23 protein-coding genes and 2 pseudogenes are annotated in these 21,999 nt (G+C 56.7%); 13 read left to right on the top strand and 12 right to left on the bottom strand.

The window, feature by feature from the left end:
• Positions 1–123 precede the first annotated feature (123 nt).
• The 3 genes and pseudogenes from ybjG to HA43_RS14720 all read right to left on the bottom strand — a co-directional run bounded on the left by ybjG (position 124) and on the right by HA43_RS14720 (position 3,358).
• Complete coding sequence (gene ybjG / locus HA43_RS14730) at positions 124–729, bottom strand: undecaprenyl-diphosphate phosphatase (RefSeq protein ID WP_071668662.1); 606 nt, start codon at positions 727–729, stop codon at positions 124–126.
• Positions 716–1,471, bottom strand: coding sequence for a phosphatase PAP2 family protein (locus HA43_RS14725; protein ID WP_094111976.1), 756 nt, complete (start codon positions 1,469–1,471; stop codon positions 716–718). The genes ybjG and HA43_RS14725 overlap by 14 nt, the downstream gene beginning before the upstream one ends.
• Positions 1,472–1,670: 199 nt before the next feature.
• Positions 1,671–3,358 (bottom strand): annotated as a pseudogene (locus tag HA43_RS14720) (aspartate:alanine antiporter).
• A gap of 251 nt (positions 3,359–3,609) precedes the next feature.
• Here HA43_RS14720 and ybjM point away from each other — a divergent pair.
• Positions 3,610–3,978, top strand: coding sequence for an inner membrane protein YbjM (gene ybjM / locus HA43_RS14715; RefSeq protein ID WP_039383466.1), 369 nt, complete (start codon positions 3,610–3,612; stop codon positions 3,976–3,978).
• A gap of 27 nt (positions 3,979–4,005) precedes the next feature.
• On the opposite strand, the gene HA43_RS14710 is transcribed toward ybjM, so the two are convergent.
• A complete protein-coding gene (locus HA43_RS14710; protein WP_039383469.1) occupies positions 4,006–4,269 on the bottom strand; it encodes a GrxA family glutaredoxin in 264 nt (87 codons plus the stop codon).
• Positions 4,270–4,410: 141 nt separating this feature from the next.
• On the opposite strand from HA43_RS14710, the pseudogene HA43_RS14705 reads away from it, so the two are divergent.
• From HA43_RS14705 to rlmC, 10 genes and pseudogenes are all read left to right on the top strand, one after another.
• Positions 4,411–4,715, top strand: a pseudogene (locus HA43_RS14705) (DUF1418 family protein).
• Between the two features lie 12 nt (positions 4,716–4,727).
• Positions 4,728–5,450 carry an oxygen-insensitive NADPH nitroreductase gene (nfsA, locus tag HA43_RS14700; RefSeq protein WP_039383474.1) on the top strand — a complete coding sequence of 241 codons (723 nt, stop codon included), beginning with the start codon at positions 4,728–4,730 and terminating at the stop codon, positions 5,448–5,450.
• Between the two features lie 17 nt (positions 5,451–5,467).
• A complete protein-coding gene (gene rimK, locus HA43_RS14695; protein ID WP_071668663.1) occupies positions 5,468–6,370 on the top strand; it encodes a 30S ribosomal protein S6--L-glutamate ligase in 903 nt (300 codons plus the stop codon).
• Positions 6,371–6,457: 87 nt separating this feature from the next.
• Positions 6,458–6,937 (top strand): type III secretion system chaperone family protein, encoded by a 480-nt coding sequence (locus HA43_RS14690; RefSeq protein WP_039383479.1) that lies wholly within the window; start codon positions 6,458–6,460, stop codon positions 6,935–6,937.
• Between the two features lie 460 nt (positions 6,938–7,397).
• Positions 7,398–8,507, top strand: a complete 1,110-nt coding sequence (potF, locus tag HA43_RS14685) for a spermidine/putrescine ABC transporter substrate-binding protein PotF (protein WP_071668664.1) — start codon at positions 7,398–7,400, stop codon at positions 8,505–8,507.
• A 119-nt stretch (positions 8,508–8,626) separates the two neighbouring features.
• Complete coding sequence (gene potG / locus HA43_RS14680) at positions 8,627–9,760, top strand: putrescine ABC transporter ATP-binding subunit PotG (RefSeq protein WP_148310066.1); 1,134 nt, start codon at positions 8,627–8,629, stop codon at positions 9,758–9,760.
• Between the two features lie 9 nt (positions 9,761–9,769).
• Positions 9,770–10,726 (top strand): putrescine ABC transporter permease PotH, encoded by a 957-nt coding sequence (gene potH / locus HA43_RS14675; RefSeq protein WP_071668665.1) that lies wholly within the window; start codon positions 9,770–9,772, stop codon positions 10,724–10,726.
• Complete coding sequence (potI, locus tag HA43_RS14670; protein WP_071668666.1) at positions 10,723–11,568, top strand: putrescine ABC transporter permease PotI; 846 nt, start codon at positions 10,723–10,725, stop codon at positions 11,566–11,568. Before potH ends, potI begins: the two co-directional genes overlap by 4 nt.
• 66 nt (positions 11,569–11,634) lie before the next feature.
• The gene (locus HA43_RS14665; protein ID WP_094111975.1) at positions 11,635–12,099 is read left to right on the top strand and encodes a YbjO family protein; all 465 of its coding nucleotides are present in this window, start codon (positions 11,635–11,637) and stop codon (positions 12,097–12,099) included.
• A 41-nt stretch (positions 12,100–12,140) separates the two neighbouring features.
• Entirely contained in the window at positions 12,141–13,283 is a 1,143-nt protein-coding gene (gene rlmC, locus HA43_RS14660; RefSeq protein ID WP_094111974.1) for a 23S rRNA (uracil(747)-C(5))-methyltransferase RlmC, read from the top strand.
• Between the two features lie 24 nt (positions 13,284–13,307).
• On the opposite strand, the gene artJ (HA43_RS14655) is transcribed toward rlmC, so the two are convergent.
• The 6 genes from artJ (HA43_RS14655) to HA43_RS14630 form a co-directional block, all read right to left on the bottom strand.
• Entirely contained in the window at positions 13,308–14,039 is a 732-nt protein-coding gene (gene artJ / locus HA43_RS14655; RefSeq protein ID WP_039383495.1) for an arginine ABC transporter substrate-binding protein, read from the bottom strand.
• A 150-nt stretch (positions 14,040–14,189) separates the two neighbouring features.
• The gene (gene artM, locus HA43_RS14650; RefSeq protein WP_094111973.1) at positions 14,190–14,858 is read right to left on the bottom strand and encodes an arginine ABC transporter permease ArtM; all 669 of its coding nucleotides are present in this window, start codon (positions 14,856–14,858) and stop codon (positions 14,190–14,192) included.
• A 3-nt stretch (positions 14,859–14,861) separates the two neighbouring features.
• On the bottom strand, positions 14,862–15,575 hold the full coding sequence (artQ, locus tag HA43_RS14645) for an arginine ABC transporter permease ArtQ (RefSeq protein ID WP_094111972.1): 714 nt from the start codon (positions 15,573–15,575) through the stop codon (positions 14,862–14,864).
• Between the two features lie 6 nt (positions 15,576–15,581).
• Positions 15,582–16,313, bottom strand: coding sequence for an arginine ABC transporter substrate-binding protein (gene artJ, locus HA43_RS14640; protein ID WP_071668670.1), 732 nt, complete (start codon positions 16,311–16,313; stop codon positions 15,582–15,584).
• A 15-nt stretch (positions 16,314–16,328) separates the two neighbouring features.
• On the bottom strand, positions 16,329–17,057 hold the full coding sequence (gene artP, locus HA43_RS14635; protein WP_039383501.1) for an arginine ABC transporter ATP-binding protein ArtP: 729 nt from the start codon (positions 17,055–17,057) through the stop codon (positions 16,329–16,331).
• Positions 17,058–17,293: 236 nt separating this feature from the next.
• Positions 17,294–17,833, bottom strand: a complete 540-nt coding sequence (locus HA43_RS14630; RefSeq protein WP_094111971.1) for a lipoprotein — start codon at positions 17,831–17,833, stop codon at positions 17,294–17,296.
• A gap of 109 nt (positions 17,834–17,942) precedes the next feature.
• Here HA43_RS14630 and HA43_RS14625 point away from each other — a divergent pair, with 109 nt between their 5' ends.
• Both HA43_RS14625 and HA43_RS14620 read left to right on the top strand, forming a co-directional pair.
• A complete protein-coding gene (locus tag HA43_RS14625) occupies positions 17,943–18,263 on the top strand; it encodes a heavy metal-binding domain-containing protein (protein ID WP_039383506.1) in 321 nt (106 codons plus the stop codon).
• Complete coding sequence (locus tag HA43_RS14620; protein WP_094111970.1) at positions 18,263–19,087, top strand: N-acetylmuramoyl-L-alanine amidase; 825 nt, start codon at positions 18,263–18,265, stop codon at positions 19,085–19,087. The genes HA43_RS14625 and HA43_RS14620 overlap by 1 nt, the downstream gene beginning before the upstream one ends.
• A gap of 3 nt (positions 19,088–19,090) precedes the next feature.
• Here the strand turns inward: HA43_RS14620 and ltaE are convergent, their stop codons facing one another.
• Complete coding sequence (gene ltaE / locus HA43_RS14615) at positions 19,091–20,098, bottom strand: low-specificity L-threonine aldolase (protein WP_094111969.1); 1,008 nt, start codon at positions 20,096–20,098, stop codon at positions 19,091–19,093.
• A gap of 67 nt (positions 20,099–20,165) precedes the next feature.
• A complete protein-coding gene (gene poxB, locus HA43_RS14610; protein WP_039383515.1) occupies positions 20,166–21,887 on the bottom strand; it encodes a ubiquinone-dependent pyruvate dehydrogenase in 1,722 nt (573 codons plus the stop codon).
• Positions 21,888–21,999: the final 112 nt, after the last annotated feature.

Here is a 21,999-nt window from a genome sequence, read left to right as displayed (position 1 = left end):
TAATGCCGCTGAAACTGCCAGAAGCCTGGCGGGCGGAACCCCCTCTGTTGCCGCGCGCTGCTCAGCGCTAATCTCTAAGTGCCCCGCGCTGCTCAGCGCCCAGCCCCACGCTGCTCAGTGCTCCTAATCCCTGATCCAGCCCTTACGAATCGGCATTGCAAACAGCACGCGATAAACCTGATGCGTCAGTGCCAGCAGGCGATCGCCATAAAGCTGCCATGCCATCTGCGAGGCCAGGCAGCCCAGCATACCGACCAGGAACCCGCCGATCATATCCAGCGGCCAGTGAACGCCCAGATAGACGCGCGACCAGGCGATAGCGCTGCCGATAGCCAGCAGCAGGATGCCGGACCAGAGCCGGTGCCAGAAAATAAAGGCGAGGGCAAAGGTAAAAATAGTTGTGCCGTGATCGCTCGGGTAGGAGTCATCTGCGGCGTGCATCAGAAACTGGTGTCCAAAGCCGATAGCAAAGGGGCGCGGATGGGGCAGCAGCTGGCCGGTACACCAGGAGATCAGCAGCGCATAGATAAGCGCTATACCGGTTTTCAGTACCAGCGCGCGCTGAGACTGCACCTGTTCACGCGGTCCCCACAGCCAGAGAGCCACAATCAGCAGCGGCACAATCGCAATCAGATCTTTGGCGACAAACGTTGCCAGATTCAGCAGCCAGGCCGGTGACGCTGGCGTGGCATTGATCCATAAAAAAAGGGTGTGGTTAATTGCTTCCATCCCGTTTAGCTATCCTCGTTTTGTTAACCCAAAAAGATATACCGGCCACTGTCAGCAGCTGTGCCAGCCAGACCCACCAGCCGGCCCATAAATTGTGCGAAAAAAAGTGCGCACCGCGCATTACCTGACCAAAACCCATCAGTAAACCCAGTGCGACACCTGCCAGCAGCGCCAGCAGGGCGCGGCGTGGATGCTCCGGCCACCAGAGAAAAAACAGCGCCATCACCGCAAAGCCACTCGATGCATGTCCGCCCGGAAAGCAGCCGCCGGGTCCGCTGCCGGCAGGTACGCTGCCCAGCAACAGAAAAGAGAGCGCCTTACCGCCAAACATCGCCAGATCCCAGGGGCAGGAGTGCGCGCTGTGTGCTTTGATGATCCCCACCACCAGCGGGCCAGGACCAAACAGCAGCGCAACCAGCATCTGCCGCGCATTGCGGGTGCGTATACCCTGAAACAGCAGCAGCACGGCCCCGGCAATAATCACATCCTTAGCGATGCGATGATTAATGAGATCCAGCCAGCGGTTGTGCTGCCAGGGAAAGCGCTGCGTAAGCGGATCAAACCAGTACTGGCTGATAGCGATGTCAGGCTGCTCATTACGTGATAAGTAAATAAACAGGGCTGCCAGAATTGCCAGTAAAATGAAGTTGATAGCGTAAAAGCGGAGTGATAAAGAATAAATAGTCCCGCTCCGATTCCGGTAGCAGGTTGTGGAAGTGTTTAACTTTGATGACAGTTGCATGAAGAGTGATCGTTAAAAAAGTCAGGATCACAGCATGGCGCGATTCGCTTAGCGCAACCTTAAGGCACCCGCGTCAGATATAAAAAACCCGTCAGTCAATAAGACTGGCGGGCTCCTCAATCCGGGGATTTCAAAGAAAAGCAGTGGCACTTATTCAGACGCTGGCGGCCGGTAAAGGTTCCCGACAGACAAAAATAATTTATCCCGCCAGCACCGGCCAGATAATCACAATCAGCGTGCCGGCCAGCGTCAGTAGCACATTGGCAATCGCATAGGTGCCGGCATAGCCCAGCGCCGGAATATTACTGCGTGCGGTATCGCTGATAATCTCCATGGCTGGCGCACAGGTGCGTGCGCCCATAATGGCACCAAACAGCAGCGCGCGGTTCATGCGCAGCACGTAAGCGCCAAACAGATAGCAGATAACCACCGGCACCAGGCTGACCAGCAGCCCGCTCAGCAGCATCAGGGCACCGGCGCTGCCGAGCCCGTGCTGCAGTCCACTGCCGGCGCTGAGCCCGACGCCTGCCATAAAGACCATCAGTCCGAACTCTTTCAGCATGGTCAGGGCACCCTGCGGAATATAGCCAAAGGTAGGGTGGTTGGCGCGCAGGAAGCCCAGCATGATGCCGGCAAACAGCAGGCCGGCAGCGTTACCAATACCAAAGCTGAAATTGCTGAACTGAAACGTGATCATCCCTATCATCAGGCCGATGATAAAAAAGGCGCAGAAAGCGAGCAGGTCAGTCATCTGACTGTGAATGGCAATAAAGCCGATGCGATCGGCCAGGCTTTTAACACGGCGCGCTTCACCGCTGACCTGCAGCACATCGCCTTTATTGAGCATGATGCTGTCATCGATCGGCATCTCAATCTGGCTGCGGATCACCCGATTCAGAAAGCAGCCGTGATCGGTGAGTTTAAGATGGCTGAGCCGCTTATTTACCGCATTGTGGTTCTTGACCACAATCTCCTCGGTGACGATGCGCATATCGAGCAGATCGCGGTCGAACACCTCTTTACCATTGCGGAAGCTGGCATCGAGCCGGGCGTGGGCGTCAGGATAACCTACCAGTGAGATCTCATCGCCCAGCTGCAGCATGGCATCTCCGTCCGGGCTGGCGAGAATGCCGTTACGCCGCAGACGTTCTATATAGCAGCCGGTCTGACGATGGATACCCAGCTCGCGCAGGTTTTTGCCGCCGCTCCAGGCGACCAGCTCCGGTCCGACGCGATAGGCGCGGATCACCGGTAAAAAAACCTTACGCTGGCTGTCAGCATCCAGACCGCGTTCGCGGGCGATTTGCTGGGCGCAGGTGGGCAGATCCTGATGCTGCAACCGGGGCAGATAGCGGGCGCCGAAAATCAGGCTGACCAGCCCCACCAGATAGGTCAGGGCGTAGCGAGGCTCAGATTATCCTGCATCATACTTAACTGACGCGGATCGCTGATGCTCTGCCGCAGCGTATCGCCGGCACCGACCAGCACCGGCGTTGAGGTCATTGACCCTGCCAGCATGCCCGCCGTAAGGCCGATATCCCAGCCAAACAGATTGCCAAGAATCAGCGCGACCAGCAGCGCGCTGACCACCATCACAATGGCTAAGAAAAAATAGTTTTTGCCGTCGCGGAAAAAGATAGAAAAGAAGTTGGGCCCCGCCTCCACGCCGACACAAAAAATAAACAGCATAAAACCCAGGCTCAGAGCGTCGGTATTAATCGCAAAATGCTGCTGGCCTAAAATCAGAGAGACAACCAGTACGCCAATTGAATTACCCAGCTGGACGGAACCAAGACGCAGTTTTCCCAGACAGAGGCCGAGCGCTAATACGACAAATAATAACAGAACGTCATTTTTGCTTAACAATTCTGCGACGTTAATGTTCACAGTTTTAACTTCTTATTCACTTGTAACAGGTTGATAGGAGGAGGATTTTTAGCTATCTTAATCAGAGCGGTAAACGCCGGGGCTGGCCTTCCTGTCCCGCCCGATTCTGAAGCGACATTATTCTAAACATTATTATTTGCTTCAGCTATCCGCATTGCTCACTCTTTCTGTTTGTAGCTGTTTCTATTTATTTCCACGCATGTGCGCCAGGCATTAAAAGTTCTGTTTTAACGTTAACGTTGAGGATTGTTATGTTGCAGCGCAGCCATCGCTGGTCCGCATTCGCGTCAGGCGCGACGCTTTATACGCTGGTGTTTATTTTTGCCCACCACTTCTGGAGCGTGCCGCTCCATATGCGGCATGGTCAGCCAGAACTCCTGCTGTTTCTGTTGCCTGGGGTAGCGATTGCGCTGCTGCAGCCCGCCAGCCCGATGGTGTCAACGCTGTGGTCAGCGATAGCGGGAACGCTGCTGGGGATGAGCTGGGTCATGCTGACTGAGCAGGTCAGTCATACGCCGCTGATGGGGCTGGCCTGGAGTCTGAGTGCGTTGTTCTGGGCAGGATGTGGGGCGCTACTGGTTCGTCTGCTGCGCATTATGCTGGCTATGCGCATCGATTAAAAAAAACGGGCCTTATGGCCCGTTTTTTTATGCCTCTATGCCAAGATTCTCTTTGGTCCAGGCAGCAAATTCGGTGTAACCACCGATGTGTCGATCGTCGATAAAAATCTGCGGCACCGTGGTCACCGGTTTACCGGCGCGCGCTTCCAGATCGGCTTTAGTGATGCCGGTTGCCTGAATATCAACATACTGGTAGTTGAAGCTATCCTGGTCGCTGGTCAGCTTAGCGGCTAACTCTTTAGCGCGTACGCAATAAGGGCATCCTGAACGGCCAAAAATCACTGCAATCATTGCTTCTCTCCTTCCGCTGCTGTTTTGTGAGCAAAGTCACAGCACAGCGTGAATAATGGTTCACATCATGCCCGCTCATGCTGCTTAAGAGAAGCAGAAAATACCTGTTACTCTGATGGATGTACGCTATCCCTGACGGCTATGCTGGCAGCAGCGATACGCCGAACCAGACCCGCAAACAGCAGAGGTATCACGATGCGTAACTTTGCAAGATTGCCAAAACCCGTGTTGCTGCTTGAGGCGCTGGGCGCCTGCGCAGTAGCCGGCGCGCTTTTGCTGATGAATAACTGGCTGCCAGCGCCTGCCGCGATTGGGCAAAAGCCGCTGGCTACGCTACTTTTTTGCTGGGCATTGCGCTGATGCTGCCTGCGGCATGGCTGATTATGTGGCGTACCGCCAAAGTCATGGCCCCGCACCTTTTTGATCATACTCACACCAGGAAATAACCGGAGAACATAATGACGCCGACAATCGATCTGCTATGCAGCCACCGTTCCATTCGTGCTTTTACTGAGCAGGGTATTGATGACGCTCAGCGCCGCGCGATTATTGCTGCAGCGCAGGCGGCTTCTACCTCCAGTTTTCTGCAGTGCTCATCCATCGTACGCATCACCGATCGCGAAAAGCGCCGCGCGCTGGCGGAGCTGGCGGGCGGCCAGTCCTGGGTAACGGATGCACCGGAGTTTTGGGTCTTCTGCGCCGATTTTAACCGCCATCTGCAAATCTGCCCGGATGCTCAGCTGGGACGGGCTGAACAGCTGCTGCTGGGCTGTGTGGATACCGCGCTAATGGCGCAAAATGCGATGGTGGCCGCCGAGTCGCTTGGGCTGGGTGGCGTTTTTATCGGCGGGATCCGCAATAACATTGCGGACGTGACCGCGCTGCTGGAACTGCCAAAATTTGTGCTGCCGCTGTTTGGCTTCTGTATCGGCTATCCGTCAGCCTCTCCGGATGTGAAACCCCGTATGCCGCAGGCGATGCTGGTCCATGAAAACAGCTATCATCAGGTAGATAAAACAGTGCTGGCAGAGTATGACCAGCAAATCACGGAGTACTATCAGCAGCGCGACAGCAACCAGCGTTCCGAAACCTGGAGCGATCTCATCCAGCGCCTGATCGTTAAAGAGACGCGTCCGTTTATGCTCGATTATCTGCACAGTCAGGGCTGGGCGACGCGTTAAGACAGGAGGACTGCCGCATGAAAATGGCGCTTCTTACCCGCGACAGCACGCTTTACTCCAGTCAGCGGCTGCGCGCAGCCGCTGAGGCACGCGGGCATCAGATTGCGATGATCGATCCGCTCTCCTGCTATATGAATATCAACGCAGCGCTGCCAGCCGTGCATTATCAGGGTGAGATACTCGGTCATTTTGATGCGGTGATCCCGCGTATCGGCACGGCCACAACTTTTTATGGCACCGCGGTGCTGCGCCAGTTTGAGCTGCTTGGCAGCTACCCGCTCAATGAATCGGTGGCGATCACCCGCGCCCGCGACAAGCTGCGCTCGCTGCAGCTGCTGGCGCGCGAGGGCATTGATATGCCGGTGACCGGTATCGCCTCCTCGCCGGATGATACCGGCGATCTGATCCGCATGGTGGGCGGGGCGCCGCTGGTGGTTAAGCTGGTGGAAGGCACCCAGGGAATTGGCGTCGTGCTGGCAGAGACGCGTCAGGCCGCCGAAAGCGTGATTGATGCGTTTCGCGGTCTCAATGCGCATATTCTGGTGCAGGAGTTTATTAAAGAAGCGCGGGGCCGCGATATTCGCTGTCTGGTTATTGGCGATCGCGTGGTGGCTGCCATCGGGCGTGAGGCAAAAGAGGGGGAATTCCGCTCAAATCTGCATCGTGGCGGCACCGCGCACCCTGTTACTATCAGCGACCGGGAGCGTGACATCGCCATTAAAGCCGCGGCAACGCTGGGGCTGGCCGTGGCGGGCGTCGATATTCTGCGTGCCAGCCGCGGTCCGCTGGTCATGGAGGTCAACGCCTCACCCGGTCTGGAAGGTATTGAGGGCTGCACGGGCCTGGATATTGCCACTATGATGATCGACTGGATTGAGCAGCACGCCTGCCCCGGCTATCGTCCTAAAACCGGTGGCTAGATAGCGTTTTCCGGTGGTTTTCGTGGCATCTGACCCCATTTTTCCGTAAGCTAAGGCGCTTATTTATTCACCCCACAGGAAATAGCGATGGATTCACTGGTCGTTCCTGACATCGACATGCTGCGTCGCTGGCTGGATCAACAAAATATCACCTGGTTCGAATGTGATGCCTGCCAGGCATTACATCTGCCGCACATGCAGAATTTTGACGGGGTGTTTGACGCAAAAATTGACCTGGTGGATAACGTTATTCTGTTTTCTGCGCTGGCTGAAGTTAAACCCACAGCGCTTATTCCGCTGGTCGGCGATCTGTCGCAAATTAATGCCAGCTCGCTGACCATCAAAGCTTTTATCGATATTCAGGACGATAATCTGCCCAAGCTGATTGTCTGTCAGTCCCTGAGTGTTACCGCCGGCATCACCTTCAGTCAGTTCACGCACTTTATGAAGCAGAGTGAAGAGGGGGTTTCTATGGTGATTATGGAAGCCTTTGCGAATCACCTGCTGATGATGGGTGAGGAGGAGGAGCGTCCTTCCGGGGTCAGCAGTTCAGGGGTTTTACACTAATTCCGCTTTATATTCACTGCCGCAGACTGCGGCAGTTTTCTTTCTGATTTTCTCCTGCCATTTTTTATTCTGTTATTTGCCCGCTCCCGCCAGATTTTAGTCATGCTTTATGCCGTAACTGCCAGACCACATAGCACAAAAGTGCATAAAATATCGTAAAAAGGCGTTTTTTACGCTGGGGTCTGGTGCGCAGAGATCAGGGGGGCTATTCTTGCGAAGCTGTGCCGGACAGGCTACCGCTCAGCAGCGCTATACTGATTTCAGGGAAGGCCCGCCGTTACGCATCTGCATAGCTACCCATTTGCAGGTTGCTGGCTCACTCTCCCGAGACTGGCTATAGGTATTTACTATTTAACGTCCGCTGAAGAGTGATTCATTGTATGTCTGGCTATTTTCAGACAGGAAATCATCGGATCGGCTGTATGCAGCGTTTATTGACCCGTTCAGGAGAAAATAACAGATGAACAACCAGACAAAAAAATGGTTGCCAGCCGCAGTGGCTGGTGTGGTAATGGCATCAGCTGTTGCTGCTCAGGCAGAAGATAAAACGCTGCACGTCTATAACTGGTCCGATTATATTGCGGCCGATACGGTGCCTAACTTTGAAAAGCAGACCGGCATCAAAGTTGTGTATGACGTCTTTGACTCCAATGAAGTGCTGGAAGGCAAACTGATGGCGGGCAGCACCGGCTATGATGTTGTGGTGCCCTCATCCAGTTTTCTGGCGCGCCAGCTGCAGTCGGGCGTGTTTCAGGAACTCGACAAAAGTAAACTGCCGAACTACAAAAACCTCGATCCGGACCTGATGGCCAAAGTGGCACAGCACGATCCTGGCAATAAATACGCGATTCCTTATCTGTGGGGCACCACCGGCATCGGTTATAACGTTGAGAAAGTCAAAGCCGCGCTCGGTGCGGACGCGCCGGTTAACAGCTGGGATCTGGTGCTGAAACCGGAAAACCTCGAAAAACTGAAAAGCTGCGGTGTCTCTTTCCTGGACGCGCCGGAAGAGATCTTCGCCACGGTGCTGAACTATCTTGGCAAAGATCCCAACAGCGCTGACGCCAAAGATTACACCGGAGCGGCGACCGATCTGCTGATGAAACTGCGGCCAAATATTCGCTATTTCCACTCGTCGCAATATATCAACGACCTGGCGAATGGTAACACCTGCGTGGCGATAGGCTGGTCTGGCGATATTCTGCAGGCGAAAGATCGCGCTGAAAAAGCAAATAACGGCGTTCACCTGGGCTATAGCGTGCCGAAAGAGGGCGCACTGGCGTTCTTTGACATGATGGCGATCCCGAAAGATGCGAAAAATATGGATGCTGCCTATCAGTGGCTGAACTACATCATGGAGCCGAAAGTGATCGCTGAGGTATCCAACAAAATCAATTATGCCAACGGCAATAAAGCGTCGCTGCCGCTGATTAACGCCGACGTCCGCAACAATCCGGGCATCTTCCCGACGCCGGACGCGATGGCGAAGCTGTTTGTGCTCAAGGTCCAGGATCCGAAACTGGATCGCGCACGCACCCGCGCATGGACTAAAGTAAAAAGTGGTAAGTGATTCGTTCTGAACGATATCCCTGACCGGTAACCACAGCAGAGGCGCAGTACGGGCCTCTGCTGTGCCATTCCAGCGGCTGGCTGTGCCGCGCTACCCCGCTTAGCGCCGGAGAAATGTTAGTGAACGACGCGATTTCCCGTCCCCAGAGTAAATCAGCAAAGGCATTAACGCCGCTGCTGGAGATCCGTAACCTGACCAAATCGTTTGAGGGTCAGCACGCCGTAGATGATGTCAGCCTGACTATCTACAAAGGTGAAATCTTTGCCCTGCTGGGTGCATCTGGCTGCGGCAAATCGACGCTGCTGCGCATGCTGGCAGGATTTGAGATCCCCAGCAGCGGCCAGATCGTGCTGGATGGTCAGGATCTCTCTCACGTGCCGCCCTATCAGCGCCCTATTAATATGATGTTTCAGTCCTACGCGCTGTTTCCGCATATGACAGTGGAGCAAAACATCGCCTTTGGCCTGAAGCAGGATAAATTATCCAAAGCAGAAATCGCCAGCCGCGTGGCGGAGATGCTGGCGCTGGTGCATATGCAGGAGTACGCCAGCCGTAAACCGCATCAGCTCTCAGGCGGGCAGCGTCAGCGCGTGGCGCTGGCCCGCAGCCTGGCAAAACGGCCTAAACTGCTGCTGCTGGATGAGCCGATGGGTGCACTGGATAAAAAACTGCGCGATCGCATGCAGCATGAGGTGGTGGATATCCTGGAGCGCGTGGGCGCCACCTGCGTTATGGTCACGCACGATCAGGAAGAGGCGATGACCATGGCCGGACGCATTGCCATCATGAATCGCGGTAAGTTTGTGCAGATTGGTGAGCCGGAAGAGATTTATGAGCATCCTACCAGCCGCTATAGCGCAGAGTTTATCGGCTCGGTTAACGTGTTTGAGGGGCTGCTGCGCGAGCGGCGTGACGAGGGCGTGGTGATTGATAGCCCCGGCCTGATGCATCCGCTGAAGGTACAGACGGATGTCTCCATTGTCGACAATGTCCCGGTCCACATTGCGCTGCGCCCGGAAAAGGTGATGCTGTGCGATACGGTACCGGCTGACGGCTGCAACTTTGCCGTGGGCGAGGTGGCGCATATCGCCTATCTGGGCGATCTGTCGATTTACCACGTGCGCCTGCACAGTGGTCAGATGATCAGCGCGCAGCTGCAGAACGCGCATCGTTTTCGCAAAGGTGCGCCCGTCTGGGGAGATGAGGTGCGTCTCTGCTGGGATGCGGACAGCTGTGTGGTTCTGACGGTCTAGGGGGCGGTTATGAGTCAGATTTCTCCACGACCTCAGCCGGTACTGGCGGGCACGCCACTGCAGCGCTGGGCAACCCGCATGAAGATGCAGCACGGACGCAAACTGGTGATTGCGCTGCCTTACCTGTGGCTGATTTTGCTGTTCCTGCTGCCGTTTCTGATTGTGCTTAAAATCAGCTTTGCCGATATCGCCCGCGCCATCCCGCCTTACACTGACCTGGTGACCTGGGCGGATGACCAGCTGAATGTCGTGCTGAACCTCGGCAACTATTTTACGCTGACGGACGATCCGCTTTACGCTGAAGCCTACCTGACCTCGCTTAAAGTGGCGGCGATCTCTACGGTAATTTGCCTGCTTATCGCCTATCCGCTCGCCTGGGCGGTTGCGCACAGCAAGCCGTCGATGCGCACCATACTGCTGCTGCTGGTGATCCTGCCCTCCTGGACATCATTCCTGGTGCGCGTTTACGCCTGGATGGGGTTACTGAACAATAACGGCATTCTGAATCGCTTTTTGCTGTGGCTTGGCGTTATCGATCATCCGCTGGTGATCCTCTACACCAATACGGCGGTCTATATCGGTATTGTTTACTGCTATCTGCCCTTTATGGTGCTGCCGATCTATACCGCGCTGACGCGTATCGACTATTCGCTGGTGGAAGCGTCGCTGGACTTAGGCGCGCGTCCGCTGAAAACCTTTTTCAGCGTGATTGTGCCGCTGACCAAAGGCGGCATTATCGCCGGGTCGATGCTGGTGTTCATACCGGCGGTAGGGGAGTATGTGATCCCGGAACTGCTGGGCGGCCCGGACAGTATTATGATCGGCCGCATTCTCTGGCAGGAGTTTTTTAATAACCGCGACTGGCCGGTGGCCTCCGCGCTGGCGGTAACCATTCTGCTGATCCTGATCCTGCCGATTATCTGGTTCCACAAGCATCAAAATCGCGCTGCGGGAGAGAAAGCATGAATCAGCTACCGGTTATTCGCTCGCCGTGGCGTACCGCTATTCTGGTGCTCTGCTTTCTGTTTCTCTATGCGCCCATGCTGCTGCTGGTGGTTTACTCCTTTAACAGCTCGCAGCTGGTCACGGTGTGGGAGAGCTTCTCTTTTCACTGGTATCGCGTGCTGTTTCAGGATGAGGCGATGCTCGATGCCGTCGGGCTGAGCCTGACCATTGCCGGGCTTTCAGCCACCATGGCCGTGATACTGGGTACCCTGGCGGCGGTGATCATTGTGCGCTTTGGCCGCTTTCGCGGTCACAGCGGTTTCGCCTTTATGCTGACCGCACCGCTGGTTATGCCTGACGTGATTACCGGTCTGTCGCTGCTGCTGCTGTTTGTGGCGATGGCGAACACGCTGGGCTGGCCGGGCGACCGCGGCATGCTGACTATCTGGCTGGCGCACGTCACATTCTGTACCGCTTATGTTGCGGTAGTGATCAACGCCCGCCTGCGCGAACTGGATCGCTCTATTGAAGAGGCCGCGATGGATCTGGGCGCCACGCCGCTGAAGGTGTTCTTTGTGATCACCGTGCCGATGATTGCGCCCGCCATTGTAACCGGCTGGCTGCTGGCCTTTACGCTGTCGCTTGATGACCTCGTGATCGCCAGTTTTGTTACCGGTCCGGGAGCGACCACGCTGCCGATGGCGATCTTTGCCACGGTACGACGCGGGGTGAATCCGGAGATCAACGCGCTGGCGTCGATTATTCTGTTTGTGGTCGGGCTGGTCGGTTTCATCGCCTGGCGCTTTATGGCGCATGAAGAAAAACAGCGTTTGCGTGATATTCAGAAAGCAAAACGTGGCTGAAATCCCGTGAGTTTGCCACTATAAGCAAGGCTGGCGTTGCCAGCCTTTTCTTATGGAGCCTGGGTGATGTCGGAAACGCTGAAAAACGCTGTGTTGAGCTCAACGCCAGTACCGGTAACGATTGCCGGTATTGCGATTATTATTACCCGCTGCCTCAGCGTGATAATGATGGCTGGCGAGCTGGGCTATGAGGAGATGGCCAACTTTGTGCACCGCAGCGCACAGGCCTGGGACTCTACCCTGATATTTATCGCCAGCCAGCTGATTTTTCTGTTTGAACTGCGCTGTGCTTTTACCCTGATGCGCGGCAGCAATCGCGGCCGCTGGGGCTATACGCTCAGCCAGGTTGTGGTAGTGTTGTATATGCTGATGGCGTCGGTGGGCTGGATCTATCCGGAGATATTCAGTATTTCGGGTGAAAACAATCTGCAGATTATTCACCACACGCTGCAGCAGAAATTGCCGGACGTGCTGATTGTGCTGCTGCTGTTTGTGCCGGCCAGCAGTCGCGCATTTTTCCGCATCCGGTGATACAATCGCCCCCCATTTTTTCTCCGAGTACAGGTTGTTCCATGCATTGCGCGCTTTATGACGCTGGCCGCTGCCGTTCATGTCAGTGGCTGGAGAAACCCTATCCGCAGCAGGTCAGCGATAAGCAGGCGCGGCTTGCTCAGCTGCTTGCAGCGATGCCGGTCAGCGACTGGCGGCGTCCGGTGACGTCGGCGGAGCAGGGGTTTCGCAATAAGGCCAAAATGGTCGTCAGCGGCAGCGTGGAGCGCCCGGTTTTTGGTCTGGTGGCGCCTGACGGCGACCCGGTCGATCTCTGCGCCTGTCCGCTCTATCCCGCCAGCTTTGCGCCGGTGTTTGCGCTGCTCAAACCCTTTATCGCCCGTGCCGGTCTTACGCCTTACAGCGTGACGCGCAGGCGCGGCGAGCTGAAGTTTCTGCTGCTGACAGAAAGCAGCGAGGGCGGCATGATGCTGCGTTTTGTGCTGCGTTCAGCCAGTAAGGTGCCGCAGCTGCAGGCGGCACTGCCGTGGCTGCAGCAGCAGCTGCCGCAGCTGAAGGTGATCTCTGCCAATATTCAGCCGGTACATATGGCGATTCTGGAAGGAGAGGAAGAGATTGCGCTGACCGCGCAGCAGGCGCTGCCGGAATGCTTTAATCAGGTGCCGCTTTATATCCGTCCGCAAAGCTTTTTCCAGACTAACCCGCAGGTGGCGGCCGCGCTTTACGCCACCGCGCGCGACTGGGTAGCGGAGCTGAACGTGACCAGCATGTGGGATCTTTTTTGCGGCGTGGGCGGATTTGGCCTGCACTGCGCCACCCCGGAGATGACGCTGACGGGCATTGAGATCAGCGCTGAAGCGATAGCCTGTGCGCAGCAATCGGCGCAGCAGCTGGGGCTGGAGAAGGTGCACTTTGCCGCTCTGGATTCCACCCGTTTCGCTACCTCACGGGAAGATGTCCCGCAGCTGGTGCTGGTTAATCCGCCGCGCCGCGGCATTGGCAGCGAGCTGTGCGACTATTTAAGCGACATGGCTCCGGCTTTTATTCTTTACTCCAGCTGCAATCCTGCCACCCTGGCGCAGGATATTGCCCGGCTTAGTGATTACAACATACAAAAAGTGCAGCTGTTTGATATGTTCCCGCACACTGCTCATTTTGAAGTGTTATGTCTGCTGACGCGTAACGATCGGGCGCGTGCTGCATAACGCAGCACGCGCTGAGAAGAGAAATTACTCCGGGAACCACTTCTGGTTGATCTGCTGCCAGCTGCCGTCAGCTTTCAGAGCCGCCAGCGCGGTATTGAACTCATTCAGCAGGTCACTGTTACCCTTACGCACGGCAATACCCAGCCCGTTGCCAAAGTATCCGGCATCGGTCACATGCTCGCCCACGGTAGTGAGATCCTCATTGGCTTTCAGCCACTGACTGACCACGGCGCTGTCGCCAAATACGCCATTGAGGCGGCCGTTTTTCAGGTCGAGAATCGCATTCTGATAGCTGTCATACGCGACCGCTACCACGTCCGGATGCTTTTCAGTCAGATATTTCTGGTGAGTGGTGCCGTTCTCTACGCCGATACGCTTGCCTTTCAGCTGGCTGAAATCGCTGAACTCTCCTTTACGGGCAATGACGATAGCGGAGTTGGCATAGTAAGGCTGGCTGAAATCGACCTGCTTACTGCGCTCGGCGGTAATATCCATACCGGAAATCACCGCATCATAACGGCGGAATTTCAGCGACGGGATCAGGCTGTCAAACGCATTATTTGTGAACGTGCACTCCGCTTTGATTTTCGCACAGAGCGCTTTCGCCAGATCGATATCAAAGCCCACAATCTGATTGTCGTGATCCAGTGATTCAAACGGCGGATAGGTAGCGGAAACGGCAAAACGTATTTTTTCAGCTGCATAAGCATTCACAGTAACCGCAGCGAGCGCTGCGGCGATAATCCATTTTTTCATCATGTCATTCTCATAAGCAAGCCAGAAGCGGAATGCGTGACACAATGCCATTGAATGAATTTTTATGCAATTATTTTGGGTAAGTAAGAGTTTGTAATGGGCGACTGCTCTGACGCCGGCATGGCGCAAAAGCAACCGCTCCGGTGGCGATCAGCTGCGCTGCTCAAATACCAGTGCGCGTTTCTCTATCAGCCGCATCAGCAGCGTCAGCGCACCGTTAACCACCAGATAGATCAGGCCCGCCGCCGCATACACCGTAACGTCATAGGTGCGTCCGTAGAGCATCTGACCGTGGCCCATCACTTCCATCAGCGTGATGGTGTAGGCCAGCGAGGTGCTTTTAAACACCAGCACCACCTCGTTGGAATAGGAGGAGAGGGCGCGCTTAAACGCATAGGGCAGCAAAATACGCAGCGTATCTTTGCGGTTCATGCCGAGCGCGGCGCATGACTGCCACTGACCCGCAGGAATAGCGCGTACCGCACCATAAAATAGCTGGGTGGTGTAGGCGGCGCTGTTGAGCGACAGCGCCAGCATCGCGCACAGCCAGGGCTGCGACAGCAGATGCCAGAGCCAGGGTACGCTCTGAATAGCGGGAAACTGGCCCGGCCCGTAGTAGATCAGGAAAATCTGCACCAGCAGGGGAGTACCGGTAAACAGCGTGATATAGCCTCTTACCAGCAGGCTGGCGACCGGGACTTTCAGCGCCAGCACGACAGTACAGAGCAGCGACAGCAGCAGCGCGGCCGCCAGTGAGGCCAGCGTCAGCGTTAAGCTGGTATGCAGACCTTTTAACAGTTCGGGTAAATAGTCGAGCATGCGTCAGGCTCCCCGCTCAAAACGCGTGGTGCGTAATTCAATGCGGCGTAAAATCGCCTGACTAAACAGCGTAATCACCAGATAGATAGCGGCCGCCACCAGATACCAGGTAAAAGGTTCCTGCGTACGCGTAGCGATACTTTTCGTCTGCAGCATCAGGTCGTTAACGCTAATCAGCGACACCAGCGCCGTATCTTTCAGCAGCACCAGCCACTGGTTGCCGAGGCCCGGCAGCGCATGTCGCCACATTTGCGGCATAATCAGCCGGAAAAAGATGGCAGACTTTTTCATCCCCAGCGCCTGACCAGATTCCCACTGGCCTGCCGGTACTGCTTTCAGCGCACCGCGCAGCGTCTGTGATGCATAGGCGGAATAGAGCATAGCCAGCGCAATCACCCCGCAGAGAAACGGGCTGACATCAAAGTTCTCAATCTGCAGCTGCACCGGAATAGTCACCAGGCCCAGATTAAGACTGAAACCGTCAGAGAGCGTCAGCAGCAGCTGTGAGGCACCAAAATAGATAAAAAGGACGACCAGGATTTCCGGCAGACCGCGGATCAGCGTGACCAGCACGGTGCCGGCCCACGCCAGCGGTTTTATGCGCAGCGACTCCCAGCCAGCAAACAGCATCGCCAGCACAAGGCCGGCGATCAATGCACAAACAGCAAGGCCGACGGTTATCCCGGCGGCACTTGCAAGTGAGATCATTTCATTCATCAGAGATTACTGCTGGAACCATTTGCTGTAGATAGTCTTGTAGGTGCCGTCAGCTTTGATCTTATCCAGTGCCGCGTTGAACTTACCCTGCAGTTCAGCGTTGCCCTGACGCACGGCGATGCCCAGGCCGGTGCCAAAGTAATCTTTATCCGTGACCTTTTCACCCAGCGGTGCCAGCGTTGCGTTCTGCTTCAGCCACTCATTGACCACGGCGGTATCACCAAAGACGGCATCGATGCGGCCATTTTTCAGATCCAGTACGGCGTTCTGATAGCTGTCGTAAGGCACGATAGTAATATCGCTATGCTTGTCAGTCAGGAACTTCTGGTGGGTGGTACCGTTTTGTACGCCGACGCGCTTGCCTTTAAGGGCAGCAACATCAGCCAGCTTGCCTTTCTGTGCAATAAAGGTGGCAGAGTTATCGTAGTAAGGCTTGCTGAACAGCACCTGCTTTTCACGTTCCGGCGTGATGTCCATACCGGCCATTACCGCGTCAAAACGGCGGAATTTCAGGCTGGGGATCAGGCTGTCGAACGCCTGATTAGTAAAGGTGCAGGTCGCATCCATCTCTTTGCAAAGGGCGTTAGCGAGATCGACATCAAATCCCTGGATTTTGTTCTCAGCGTCAACAAATTCAAACGGCGGATAAGAAGCTTCGGTAGCGAAACGCAGCGTCTGTGCAGCGGAAGCGCTCAGGCTCAGCGTGGTGAGCAGGGCAGCAAGTACAACTTTTTTCATTATTAGCATCCTGACTTAGTGCGAAAGATAGTGTGCAAACGCGTCGGTTTGCGGCTGTGTAAAGCGGCTGGCATCACCCTGTTCAATGATGTGACCATTCTCCATATAGACCACGCGGCTGGCGGTTTTGCGCGCCACTTCTACCTCGTGGGTCACAATAACCTGCGTGATCTGCGTCTGTGCCAGTTCACGAATAATCGTCACGATCTGCGCGGTAATTTCCGGATCGAGCGCGGCGGTGGGCTCATCGAACAGCAGCACCTGCGGCTCCATCATCAGCGCGCGGGCAATCGCCACGCGCTGCTGCTGACCACCGGAGAGGTGCAGCGGAAAACGATCGGCATAAGGCGTCAGGCGCAGGCGCTCCAGCAGCTTATCGGCACGCGCGCGCGCCGCCTCTTTTGTCAGGCCCAGCACCCGGCAGGGAGCCTCAGTGAGGTTTTGCATAACCGTCAGGTGGGGCCAGAGGTTATATTGCTGGAATACCATGCCGACGTTCTGGCGCAGCTCGCGAATCGCGCTGTCAGCAGGCGTTTTGGTAAAGTCAAACTGGTTGCCGGCAATCTGCAGCGTACCAGAACGCGGCAGCTCCAGCAGATTGAGCACGCGCAGGAGTGAGCTCTTCCCGGCACCGCTGGGACCAAGCAGCACCAGCGTCTCTCCCTGCGGACACTCCAGGTTGATGTCAGACAGCGCCTGATGGGCACCGTAAAAGCAGTTAATAGCGTTTAATTGAATACTCATGCGCGCAAAAATAGAGAGCAAATAGTGCCGCAAATCTTAACGTTCCCGGCATAGTTATGCAAATCGGGTGACTTAAAATTTATTAAACAGCGCATGACCCGCTCCGGTGCAGCAGAAAATTGTGCGGCCTGCGTCAGGCGTGGTTTGCGCGACTTTCACGCCTGACGTTAACACCGGTCAGGGGCTCTCTACCGATGTGGCACCCTAATGTGTGAGCAGGATAACAAAAAAATGCGCTATTTTTTCTGCTCCAGCAGCTGGCTGAGTGAGCCGCCACCGGCATGCGGCCACGCTGCCATATAGCGCACATCCTGCACCACCCAGCACTCGCCTTCGCGGATCATCAGCACCTCATCGCGCCACTGTTTATCACCGCGTGTCAGCGTAACGCGTAGCGGGATATTTCGCGCATCGCGATTGGGGATCGAAGAGGCGCTGTCAACCTCAGCAGCATCCGGCCCCTGCGCCAGGCTGGAAAAGAGATCGCCCTGACGCCACTCTGCCGGCTGATTGCGTTTTTCCCGCGCCTGCAGCAGCGTCTGATAAAGATGATCGCTCAGATAAGGGCGATATCTGGCCAGCAGCGCAGGGTCAGGCAGGCCTGCTGAGGGAGCCTTCACGCGTAAATCATAAAACTGTTGCGCCACGCTATCCGGCCCGCCATCGATACAGGACGCACTGCGCGGGCCATTATCCCTGATAACCGGCTCTACGGTGGTACAGGCGCTCAGCAGCGTTGCTGCTGATGCCAGCAGTGCAAGGGCTTTGATTCTCATCTCCGGTTCCTTATTGTTCTGTGGCAAAGCATGGGTTTTAGCATAGAGTATAGTCGTGCTTTTTCAGCACCATGCGTGCGGGTTCCATCGACATCTTCAGGAGATAACCATGAAATTTTCGACGACACCAACTCTGGAAGGCCACAGCATTACTGAATACTGCGGCGTTGTAACCGGCGAGGCGATTCTGGGCGCCAATATTTTTCGCGATTTCTTCGCCGGTATCCGCGATATCGTAGGGGGCCGCTCAGGTGCCTATGAAAAAGAGCTGCGCAAGGCGCGGGAGATCGCGTTTAAGGAGCTGGGCGATCAGGCGAAAGCGCTGGGCGCTAACGCGGTAGTCGGTATCGATATCGATTACGAAACCGTGGGTAAAGACAGCAGTATGCTGATGGTCAGCGTCTCCGGCACCGCCGTTATCGTGCGCTAATGCGTTTACTGCTGGTTACAGCGATGGCGCTGCTGCTCAGCGCCTGTCACTCCTCAATGGAAGCGCGTCAGGGTTACTGGGCCGATACCACTCATCCGGCGCAGGGGGCGCGACCGCGCATTAAAGTTGTAGTGATCCACTACACTGCGGACGATTTCTCCTCTTCGCTGGCAACCCTGACCGATCGGCAGGTCAGCGCACACTATCTGATCCCGCGCCAGCCGCCGCAGAGAGCGGGCAGGGGAGTGGTCTGGCAGCTGGTGCCGGAGCAGCAGCTTGCCTGGCATGCCGGACCCAGTTTCTGGCGCGGTGCAACCCGGATTAATGACACGTCTGTAGGGATTGAGATCGTCAATGCAGGCTATCAGCGTACGCTAACCGGGCTAAGGTGGCAGCCTTATACAGCCGATCAAATCACCGTACTGGCGGCGCTGCTGCGCGATCTGCAGCAGCGTTACGGTATTACGCCCGAAAATATCGTGGGCCACAGCGATATCGCGCCGCAGCGCAAGCAGGACCCGGGTCCACTCTTTCCCTGGCAGCAGCTGGCCGCGCAGGGGGTCGGTGCCTGGCCCGATCCGGCTGTCGTGGCACGCTATCTGGCGGGGCAGTCTGCCAGCAGCGTTGTAGATCCGCAGCCGCTGCTGGCAGCGCTGCAGCAGTATGGCTATGACGTGGCGGGCGCGACAACGCCTGAGATGCAGCGCCGGCTGATTGCGGCCTTTCAGATGCACTTCCGCCCGCGCGACTACCGGGGCGTTGCTGACGCAGAGACGCTGGCGATAGCCCGGGCGCTGTTGGCACAGTATGGCGCAGCGCGCTAGCGGTCAGCCCGCTGACTGCAGAAACGCCTGCCAGCGCGCGACGACCTGCTGCAGATCGGCGCGGGACACATCGAGATGGGTCACCATGCGCGTCCGGGGGCCCACGCTGATAAGAATATCGGCGGCGTGCATCCAGCGCTGCAGCGCTTCTGTCTGCCCGGACGGAACCTGCACAAACAGCATGTTTGTCTGCTGGCTTATCACCTCCACACCCAGCGCGCGCAGCTGCTCTGCCAGCCACGCGGCGTTGTCATGATCCTCCTGCAGCCGGGTCACGTTGTGCTGCAGCGCATAGCGTCCGGCCGCCGCCAGAATGCCCGCCTGGCGCATACCGCCACCGGTCATTTTACGCCAGCGCCGCGCCTGCTCTATATAAGCGCTGTCGCCGCACAGCAGCGAGCCTACCGGCGTGCCCAGCCCCTTTGAGAGGCAGATAGTCAGTGAATCACAGTAGCGTGCAATTTCTGCCAGCGTCACCTGCTGTGCCACCACGGCATTAAAGATACGTGCGCCATCAATATGCAGCGCCAGCCCGCGTTCGCGGGTAAAGTGCCACGCCTGCTCCAGATAGCTGAGCGGCAGTACTCTGCCGTGATGGGTATTTTCCAGACTCAGCAGGCGGGTGCGGGCAAAATGAATATCGTCCGGCTTAATCGCAGCGGCCACGTCCGCCAGCGGCAGGGTGCCATCCTCCGCGGCAAGGATTGGCTGAGGCTGAATACTGCCCAGCACCGCCGCGCCCCCCGCTTCATATTTGTAGTTGTGCGCCTGCTGGCCAACGATATATTCATCGCCGCGCTGGCAGTGGCACAGCAGCGCCACCAGATTAGCCTGGGTGCCGGTAGGAAAGAACAGCGCGGCCGCTTTGCCGCTTGTCGCTGCCGCTTCGGCTTCCAGTGCATTGACCGTGGGATCGTCACGATAGACGTCATCTCCGGTGGCGGCGTTCATCATGGCGTCCAGCATCGCCGCACTCGGGCGGGTTACGGTATCACTGCGCAAATCGATCACGTGGCTCTCCTGAAAGAAAAAGCGGGCTGTTCGCCCGCATTATTGCCTGTCCGGCAGGAGCTTTGTTTTACCGCAGCCAGTTGGTTTTCGCCAGCTCGGTGATCTCATTGCCGCGTCCGTTGAGGATGGCGCGCAGCATATAGAGACTAAAGCCTTTTGCCTGCTCCGCTTTGATTTGCGGCGGCATCGACAGCTCCTCTTTAGCCGTATGCACATCCACCAGGACCGGGCCATCATGCGCAAAAGCCTGCTCCAGCGCCGCATTGAGATCTGACGCTTTTTCAACCCGGATACCTTTGATGCCGCAGGCGGCGGCAATCGCAGCAAAATCAGGATTTTCCAGGTCGGTGCCGTCGGTAAGATAACCGCCCGCTTTCATCTCCATTGCCACAAAGCCCAGCACGCTGTTGTTAAAAATCACCAGCTTAACCGGCAGTTTCAGCTGCGCTACCGAGATAAAGTCTCCCATCAGCATACTGAAGCCACCGTCGCCGCACAGCGCCACCACCTGACGCTCTCTGTCGATAGCCTGCGCACCCAGCGCCTGCGGCATCGCATTCGCCATAGAGCCGTGATTAAACGAGCCCAGCAGGCGCCGTTTGCCGTTCATCTGCAGATAGCGCGCCGCCCAGACGGTGGGCGTGCCGACATCGCAGGTAAAGATGGCGTCGTCAGCGGCGTAGCGGCTGATCTGCTGTGCCAGATACTGGGGATGGATCGCCTGGTTGTCGTTTGCGGTTGCCAGATCGTCCAGGCTCTTGCGGGCGTCAGCGTAGTGCTCCAGCGCACGATCGAGATGATGGCGATCGTCATGCACCTCAAGCTGCGGCAGCAGCGCCTGGATCGTGGCTTTAACGTCACCCACCAGCGGCATATCGACATGGCTGTGCGCCCCCAGGCTGCCGGGGTTGATATCGATCTGAATGATGCGGGCGCTGGCGGGGTAGAAGGCACGATAGGGGAATTTCGTGCCGAGCAGGATCAGGGTGTCGGCATTCATCATGGCGTGATAGCCGGAAGAGAAACCAATCAGCCCGGTCATGCCAACATCATACGGGTTGTCATATTCGATGTGTTCTTTGCCACGCAGCGCGTGCACTACCGGCGCCTTAAGGCGTTCTGCCAGGGCGACAACTTCAGCATGAGCACCGGCGCAGCCGCTGCCGCACATCAGCGTAATATTGCCCGCGCCGTTAAGCGTTTCCGCCAGGGTAGCGAGCTCCGCCGCGGCCGGCACGACCTGCGGCAGCTGCGGCGGATACCATTCGCTGCGCGCACTTTTCGGGGCGGGCTGCAGCGCCACGTCACCCGGCAGGACGATCACAGAGACCCCGCGGTTGAGGATCGCTTTGCGCATGGCGATGCCCAGGACCTGCGGCAGCTGCTCCGGATTTGAGACCAGCTCACAGTAGTGGCTGCATTCGCGAAACAGCTCCTGCGGATGCGTCTCCTGAAAATAGCCGCTGCCAATTTCGCTGGAAGGAATATGCGCAGCAATCGCCAGCACCGGCACATTGTTACGATGGCAGTCAAACAGACCGTTAATCAGGTGCAGGTTACCGGGACCGCAGGAGCCGGCGCAGACCGCCAGCTCGCCGCTGATTTGCGCTTCTGCACCGGCGGCAAACGCGGCCACCTCTTCATGTCGCGTTGGCATCCATTCAATCGTACCCATGCGATTCAGGCTGTCACTCAGGCCGTTAAGCGAATCACCGGTTACGCCCCAGATACGTTTTACGCCTGCGCTCTCCAGCGTTTGCGCCAGCAGGGCGGCCACAGTTTGTTTCATCATTTGCTCCTTTCTGATGGGGGGCCATCTATGCTGATGGCAAAAATCTGTCAGTCAGAAAGCGTAGACGAAGCCGCTGCGCGCCAGCCGTGAAAAAGTGCGCTGCAGACCC

Origin of the sequence: Pantoea eucrina, assembly GCF_002095385.1 — a bacterium.
GTDB classification, from domain to species: Bacteria; Pseudomonadota; Gammaproteobacteria; order Enterobacterales; family Enterobacteriaceae; genus Pantoea; species Pantoea eucrina.
This window is presented reverse-complemented; position numbering and strand designations above follow the sequence as displayed.